Origin of the sequence: Neisseria sp. HMSC069H12 (assembly GCF_001812735.1) — a bacterium.
GTDB lineage: Bacteria > Pseudomonadota > Gammaproteobacteria > Burkholderiales > Neisseriaceae > Neisseria > Neisseria subflava.
The window spans coordinates 21,979-29,284 of sequence record NZ_KV810295.1; the positions used below are offsets into that span (position 1 = coordinate 21,979).

The following is a 7,306-nucleotide window of genomic DNA, read 5'->3' on the forward strand; positions in this document are numbered from 1 at the left end:
ATTACCATGTCTTTCGCATTCTTCTTCCCCGGACAAGGCTCACAAAGCCTAGGCATGATGAACGGCTTTGCCGAGCAAGCCATCGTTAAAGCCACATTTGACGAAGCTTCCGCCGTATTGGGTCAAGACCTGTGGGCAATGATTAACGGCGAAGATGCCGAATTAATCGGACAAACCGTCAACACCCAACCCATCATGCTGGCTGCCGGCATTGCCACCTACCGCGCCTACTTGGAAGCCGGCGGTAAAATCCCTTCCGTCGTTGCAGGCCACAGCCTCGGCGAATACACCGCCCTCGTTGCTGCCGGCGCATTGGATTTCGCAGACGCGGTCAAACTGGTCCGCCTGCGCGCCGAACTCATGCAATCTGCCGTACCGCAAGGCGTAGGCGCAATGGCCGCTATCTTGGGTTTGGAAGATGAGCAAGTCAAAGCCATTTGTGCCGAAGCTGCACAAGGCGAAGTCGTTGAAGCCGTCAACTTCAACTCCCCAGGCCAAGTTGTGATTGCCGGCAATACCGCCGCAGTCGAACGCGCCATGGCCGCCGCCAAAGAAGCCGGAGCCAAACGCGCCCTGCCGCTGCCTGTTTCCGTTCCTTCACATTGCAGTCTCATGAAGCCTGCAGCGGAAAAGCTTGCCGAAGCATTGAAAGACATCACCATCAAACAACCGCAAATCCGCGTCATCCATAACGCCGATGTCGCTTCTTACGATGATGCCGACAAAATCAAAGATGCCTTAGTACGCCAACTGTACAGCCCGGTGCACTGGACAGAAACCGTCAACGCGCTTATTTCCGAAGGCATCACCGAATCCGCCGAATGCGGCCCCGGCAAAGTCCTTGCAGGCCTCGCCAAACGCATCAACAAAGAAGCCGCATGCAGCGCATTGACCAATGCCGACCAAGTGGCTGCATTTATCGAAGCCCACTAAAACGTTTTCAGACGGCCTTATCCTGTCAGGCAAGGCCGTCTGAAAAATCAGCCCACTCCAATCCGAATACATTATGAAAAAAACCATTATTCTTGCCGTTCCCTACATGTACGGACTGGATCAATGTATCGAAAAAAATCTACGTTTTCTTGGTTTTGATGTCATCAATCTGTGCTATGACGACCGAGATTCCTATTATCCGAACTTGGGCAGCAGACTCAAAAACCTCTACCACAAACACATCACCAAAGACGGCAACTATAAAAAATACCTCAAATACAGCCGCCACCTCGACGACATTCAGCAAAAATTGGCCTTGCTAAACGGCAAAAAAGCCGATTATGCGCTCTGCATCCGCGCCAATATTTACCCCAAAGAAATCATCTCCACCATCCGCAAACACAGCAATGTTTGCGTGAATTATCAATGGGATGGCGTAGGCCGCTTCCCAGACATCATTGAATATTTGGATTATTTTGACCAATGCTGGGTTTTCGACCCCGACGATATTCAAAAATATCCGCAATGCCATTTCAAAGCCACCACCAATTTTTACTTTGACTTTCCCGTGGCTGAATATGCACCCACCAACAAACTCTACTTCTTGGGCGGCTACGAACTCCGACGCGAAGAGCAAACCAAACGCTTTATCCAAGAAACCGAACGCCTCAGCCTACCCTTGGATTTTCATATCTACTGCAAAGATGACAGGGCTGAAAAAGCCTTCGGACACAACGGCATCCGCTATCTCGACCGCAGCAGCATCCTCAGCTTTGAAGAAAACCTCAGCCAAGTGCAAAGTTGCGGTGCGGTCGTCGATTTTGCACAATTCGAACATTACGGCTTATCATTCCGTATCTTCGATGCGTTGCGTTTCGATAAAAAACTGATTACCACCAACAAACATATCTTGGAAACCGACCTATACCACCCGGACCGCGTGTTCGTATGGGACGGAGGTAATTTAGACGCATTGCCTGAATTTTTGGCACGTCCATATCAACAACCTGCCCCTGAAATCAAAGCCTATTATTCGTTTACACAATGGCTAAACCGCCTGCTCGGCATTGATTAACCCTATTGCCTATGGTAAATATATCTGCAGACAAAATATTACATCGAATACATTATGAGTAAGAAAAAAGTCATTCTCGCCATGCCGGAACTCTTCAAAATCCACGAACTCATTATTGAGAACTTGGAGAAATGCGGATTTGAAGTGCTGTCCCTGACCTATGAAGAAAAAGAGTTCAAATACAAAAATGTATTTCAACGGCTGAAAAAAATTTGGTATCGAAATATTCTTGGACAAAAAGACTTCAAAAAACGGACCATGTTCCGCGCCGTAGAAGAACGCCTCAATACCCTGTTAAGCGAACATCCCGAACAAGCGGATTATTGCTTCATGATTTGGCTGGGCGCCTACCCGAAAGACTTCATCGCCAAGCTCAGAGCGCATTCAAAATTAATGGTGTATTACAACTGGGAAGCCCTGACCTTCTTAAAAGAAGACTTCGACAACATCGAATTTTTCGACAAATTTTACTTTTTCGATCCGTTTGACCAAGGCAAACACCCCGAATACGCCGAAAAACTCTTTCCAACCACCAGTTTCTACTTTGACAGCTTCAGGCCGTCTGAAAACCCGCAAAACAAAATCTTGTTTATCGGCTCGTACGCTGCCGACCGCAACAATGACATCCGTGCATTTTGCGAAGCTGCGCGTTCAATCGGTTTAGAAATAGATTTCCGCTTGGCCAGTAAGAAAATAGAAGAAGAAAAAGCGGCTTTAGGCATTCCCGAAGTCGAATTCTTCTCATTTGAAAACGCCCTCTCCTATCGTCAAAACTTAGAAGAAGCGGCCAAATCCTCCGTATTGGTGGATTTCCTCAACCGAAAGCACTACGGCCTCTCTTTGCGGATTTTCGAAGCGATTGGTTTGGACAAAAAACTGATTACGACCAATCCGACCATCGTACATTACGATTTTTATCACCCGAACAATATGTTCTACTGGAATGGAAGCAACCTTGACGAACTCAAAGCTTTCCTGACCTTGCCGTACGTACCGCTTACCCCCTGCCTGAAACACAAATACAGCTTCAGCAACTGGATCAGCTGCGCATTTGATATTGAACCGAATATCCCTATCGGATTACCTGAAATCGATAGAGAAGTTGTGGAGAATTTAAATGTTTAATCGAGAAAAATTAGTATTAGAAACTGTTCATATCCGCAAACGAGAATTCATTGAACAGCCGAAACATATTGTTTATGCAGCCGATCAAAACTATATCAAACACATCGGCACTGCGTTACTTTCTGTATTGCAAAACAATACCAGCCCAATACATTTTCATTTGTTAGTTAGTGGTTCAGAAGGTTATGATTTTAATATTTTCAATCAAATTGAAACATCAAATCAAAACTACGCAATAAGCGTTTACCATTTAAATACAGAATACTTTTCTACCCTGCAAACTACCCATTATTTTACTATCGCTATGTATTACCGTATGAGTATCCCTTGCTTATTAAAAGGTATTGCTCATACTGCACTTTATTTAGATACTGATGTACTGTGCTTGGGTAACATTGATGATTTATTTGAAATCGACATTTCAAATTCTTTGATTGCTGCCGTACCTGATGCAATCTTATACAGAGCATATATAAAACAACTCAATCAATTTGGTTTTACAGATACCGAGCCTTATTTCAACTCCGGGGTTATTCTATTCAATATTGACAAATGGAATGATATGGCAATAGATAAAATTTTGTCTGAAAAAATGCAAGCCGTAGAAAAACAAAATTTTAAACTCTCCTGCCCAGATCAAGATATTTTGAATTTAGCCTGTATAGGTCATGTGCACTGGCTTTCAGAAAACTTTAACTGGATACATTGGCATCAAAAATACAGTGAATTGATCGATAATCCCAACAATATCCGCTTAGTCCATTTTGTTGGTCATATCAAACCGTGGCATCAATTAGGCTTCCACCCCGCATATGATCAATATTTTAAGAATTCCCCATGGAATAACGGATATCTAGAACAACCTCTATCAACTTGGTTGCCCTTTCCAAATCCTAAAAGGAAATTTAGACAAGCAGCCAAACGACTTTGGAAACAAGGACAAAAAAAGCAAGCATGGGCATACTACAAAGAATATTTATTACGAAGAATCAACAAACGACGGTATCAAGCACCCTCCCTAGGTAAATAAGGCCGTCTGAAACCATTTTTCCAATCGCAATTAAGGAATAAAACATGAGTACACAAGATTTGAGCGGTAAAATCGCTTTGGTGACCGGCGCATCGCGCGGTATTGGTGCGGCGATTGCCGATACTTTGGCGGCGGCCGGTGCAAAAGTTATCGGCACGGCTACCAGTGAGAGCGGTGCGGCTGCAATTAGCGAGCGCTTGGCACAATGGGGCGGCGAAGGCCGTACATTGAATTCTGCCGAACCTGAAACCATCGAAAACCTGATTGTCGACATAGAGAAAGAATTCGGCAAACTGGATATTTTGGTCAACAACGCCGGCATTACCCGCGACAACCTCCTGATGCGCATGAAAGAGGAAGAGTGGGACGACATCATGCAGGTTAACCTCAAATCTGTGTTCCGCGCCTCCAAAGCGGTATTGCGCGGCATGATGAAACAGCGTGCCGGCCGCATCATTAACATCACATCCGTTGTCGGCGTGATGGGCAATGCCGGTCAAACCAACTATGCGGCCGCAAAAGCAGGCTTAATCGGCTTCTCCAAATCTATGGCGCGTGAAGTCGGCAGCCGCGGCATTACCGTCAACTGCGTTGCCCCCGGCTTTATCGACACCGATATGACCCGCGCCCTGCCGGAAGAAACCCGCAAAACCTTTGAAGCGCAAACTTCTTTGGGCAAATTCGGTGAAGCGCAAGATATTGCCGATGCAGTCTTGTTCTTGGCTTCTGATCAGGCAAAATACATTACCGGTCAGACACTTCATGTCAACGGCGGCATGTTGATGCCTTAACCCGTTTGTTTATTTAAAGGCCGTCTGAATATTTCAGACGGCCCTTTTTGTCAATCAAAACACTACTTTACATTCTATCTTGATATAATCTTAATAATCCGTTAGATAACGTTCGAAACAGTAAGTCCAAATAAGCATAATACGGGAAATCAAATTGCAGAAATGAAGTTCATTCTGTGCGTTTTTATTTGGGTTTGCTGTCGGTTTTCGACGTGTTTCAGACGGCCTATATAACAATAGCTACTTTTAACGAAAGGCCGCCCACTCTATGCACGAATTCTCCCTCGGTCCCATTGTCATTGTCCTGTTGGTTTCCGTCATTACGGTTATCTGCTGTCGCAAATTCAACATTCCTTCCATGCTCGGTTATCTTTTGGTCGGTTTTATTGCCGGTCCGGGTATGTTCAAACTGATTCCGCAAAGCCACGCTACCGACTATTTGGGCGAAATCGGCATTGTGTTCTTGATGTTCAGCATCGGTCTCGAATTCTCCCTGCCCAAACTCAAAGCCATGCGCCGCCTCGTATTCGGCTTGGGCGGTTTGCAAGTCATCATTACCATGCTCTCGATTATGGGCATTTTGATGGCAATGGGCACGCCGTTTAACTGGGCGTTTGCCACTGCGGGCGCACTGACTATGTCGTCCACCGCCATCGTCAGCCGCATTCTGTCGGAGAAAACCGAGCTGGGTCAGCCGCATGGTCAAATGGCCATGGGTGTTTTGCTGATGCAAGATATTGCCGTTGTACCGCTGATGATTCTGATTCCGGCACTTGCTGGCGGTAGCGAAGGCAACTTGTGGGTAGAGCTGGGCTTGGCCGGTTTGAAAATGTTGCTGACTTTGGGCATTTTGTTCGTTATCGGCAGCCGTGTGATGTCGCGCTGGTTCAGACTGGTTGCCAAACGCAAATCGTCCGAACTCTTCATGATCAACGTTTTGCTGGTTACTTTGGGCGTGGCCTATCTGACAGAGCTTGAAGGCCTGTCTATGGCATTGGGCGCATTCGTCGCCGGTATGCTGCTTTCCGAAACCGAATACCGTATTCAGGTGGAAGACGACATCCGTCCATTCCGCGACATCCTGCTGGGCTTCTTCTTCATTACCGTCGGTATGAAGCTCGATATTCAGGCGCTGATCGGCAACTGGCAGCAAATCCTGATTTTGTTGGCAATCCTGTTGGTCTTGAAAGCACTGGTCGTCTTCATCATCGCTTTGCGCATGAAAAACCCTGTGGGCGACAGCCTCAAGAGTGCGCTTTATTTGGCGCAAGGCGGCGAGTTCGGCTTCGTGATGCTGGCCATTTCCAGCAAAATCAATATGGTTTCACCTGAATTGGAACAAGCGGCCACTGCAGCCGTCTTGCTCTCCATGATTGCCGCACCATTCATTTTAGGCAGCAGCGATGCCATCGTCAGTCGCTTCGTTAAATCCGACTGGGACATGAAAGCCTTGGACTTACACTCTATGTTGGTGGAAACCATGAGCAAATCCGAACACGTCCTGATTATCGGTTTCGGACGCGGCGGTCAATCGGTTGCCCGTGTATTGGCGCAAGAAGGCATCCCCTACTTTGCCCTTGACTTGGACATTGCCCGCGTACAAGTGGCACGCAACGCAGGCGAACCGGTTTCCTTTGGCGATGCCAAACGCCGCGAAGTCTTGGAAGCCGCCGGCTTGGGACGCGCCAAAATGGTGGTCATCACGCTGAACAATATGCACGAGACCCAACATGTTCTCGGCAACATCATGTCCATGCATCCGAGTATGCCGGTTTATGTTCGCGCCACCAATGATGATTACGTCAAAACCTTTACCGAAATGGGTGCGGAAGAAACCGTCTCCGATACCAAAGAAACCAGCCTGGTGCTGGCAAGCTATGCCATGTTGGGCCACGGCCTCTCCTACAACCATGTTTATCAAACCATAACCCATATCCGTCACAGCCGCTATGCATCTTTGCAGGACTTGTTTGTCGGCAGTGATGATGACAGCTTCTCCGACGAAGACAGCAAGGCCGTCTGCCGCCATGCCTTCCCATTGCAAGGCGAAGCACACGCCATCGGCAAAACCATCCGTGAATTGCCATTGGCAGCGCATTATCTGAAACTATTGTTTATCCGCCGCAATACCGGAAAAATCCAGGACCTTGACCCTGATTTCGTTCTAGAAACCGGCGACATTTTGGTTGTCGCAGGCAAACAGGAAGAAATTATTTCCTTTGAAAACTGGTGCTTGCAGGGAGATATCTAATTATCGGCAAATAAATCTTGCGCGTATCAGGATTTTTTGGTTTAATAGCGTCTTCGCAATTTTGCGCATGGGTGATTAGCTCAGTTGGTAGAGCGTCTGCC

General features: G+C 46.9%; 6 protein-coding genes. All 6 read left to right on the forward strand.

Annotated features, from left to right (window positions below):
- Positions 1–6: 6 nt before the first annotated feature.
- Complete coding sequence (fabD, locus tag HMPREF2872_RS08985) at positions 7–933, forward strand: ACP S-malonyltransferase (protein ID WP_070633043.1); 927 nt, start codon at positions 7–9, stop codon at positions 931–933.
- A gap of 73 nt (positions 934–1,006) precedes the next feature.
- On the forward strand, positions 1,007–2,008 hold the full coding sequence (locus HMPREF2872_RS08990; RefSeq protein WP_070633045.1) for a WaaS/CpsH family glycosyltransferase: 1,002 nt from the start codon (positions 1,007–1,009) through the stop codon (positions 2,006–2,008).
- Between the two features lie 54 nt (positions 2,009–2,062).
- A complete protein-coding gene (locus HMPREF2872_RS08995) occupies positions 2,063–3,133 on the forward strand; it encodes a WaaS/CpsH family glycosyltransferase (protein ID WP_070633046.1) in 1,071 nt (356 codons plus the stop codon).
- Complete coding sequence (locus tag HMPREF2872_RS09000; RefSeq protein ID WP_070633049.1) at positions 3,126–4,163, forward strand: glycosyltransferase family 8 protein; 1,038 nt, start codon at positions 3,126–3,128, stop codon at positions 4,161–4,163. The genes HMPREF2872_RS08995 and HMPREF2872_RS09000 overlap by 8 nt, the downstream gene beginning before the upstream one ends.
- A gap of 44 nt (positions 4,164–4,207) precedes the next feature.
- Entirely contained in the window at positions 4,208–4,954 is a 747-nt protein-coding gene (fabG, locus tag HMPREF2872_RS09005) for a 3-oxoacyl-ACP reductase FabG (RefSeq protein WP_070633051.1), read from the forward strand.
- Between the two features lie 268 nt (positions 4,955–5,222).
- Positions 5,223–7,205 (forward strand): monovalent cation:proton antiporter family protein, encoded by a 1,983-nt coding sequence (locus HMPREF2872_RS09010; RefSeq protein ID WP_070633053.1) that lies wholly within the window; start codon positions 5,223–5,225, stop codon positions 7,203–7,205.
- The last annotated feature ends 101 nt before the right edge of the window (positions 7,206–7,306 follow it).

Excerpts from the sequence above, each read along its gene's own strand:
- fabD (WP_070633043.1), top strand. The coding sequence starts at position 7 with ATGTCTTTCGCATTCTTCTTCCCCGGACAAGGCTCACAAAGCCTAGGC.
- HMPREF2872_RS08990 (WP_070633045.1), top strand. The coding sequence starts at position 1,007 with ATGAAAAAAACCATTATTCTTGCCGTTCCCTACATGTACGGACTGGAT.
- HMPREF2872_RS08995 (WP_070633046.1), top strand. The coding sequence starts at position 2,063 with ATGAGTAAGAAAAAAGTCATTCTCGCCATGCCGGAACTCTTCAAAATC.
- HMPREF2872_RS09000 (WP_070633049.1), top strand. The coding sequence starts at position 3,126 with ATGTTTAATCGAGAAAAATTAGTATTAGAAACTGTTCATATCCGCAAA.
- fabG (WP_070633051.1), top strand. The coding sequence starts at position 4,208 with ATGAGTACACAAGATTTGAGCGGTAAAATCGCTTTGGTGACCGGCGCA.
- HMPREF2872_RS09010 (WP_070633053.1), top strand. The coding sequence starts at position 5,223 with ATGCACGAATTCTCCCTCGGTCCCATTGTCATTGTCCTGTTGGTTTCC.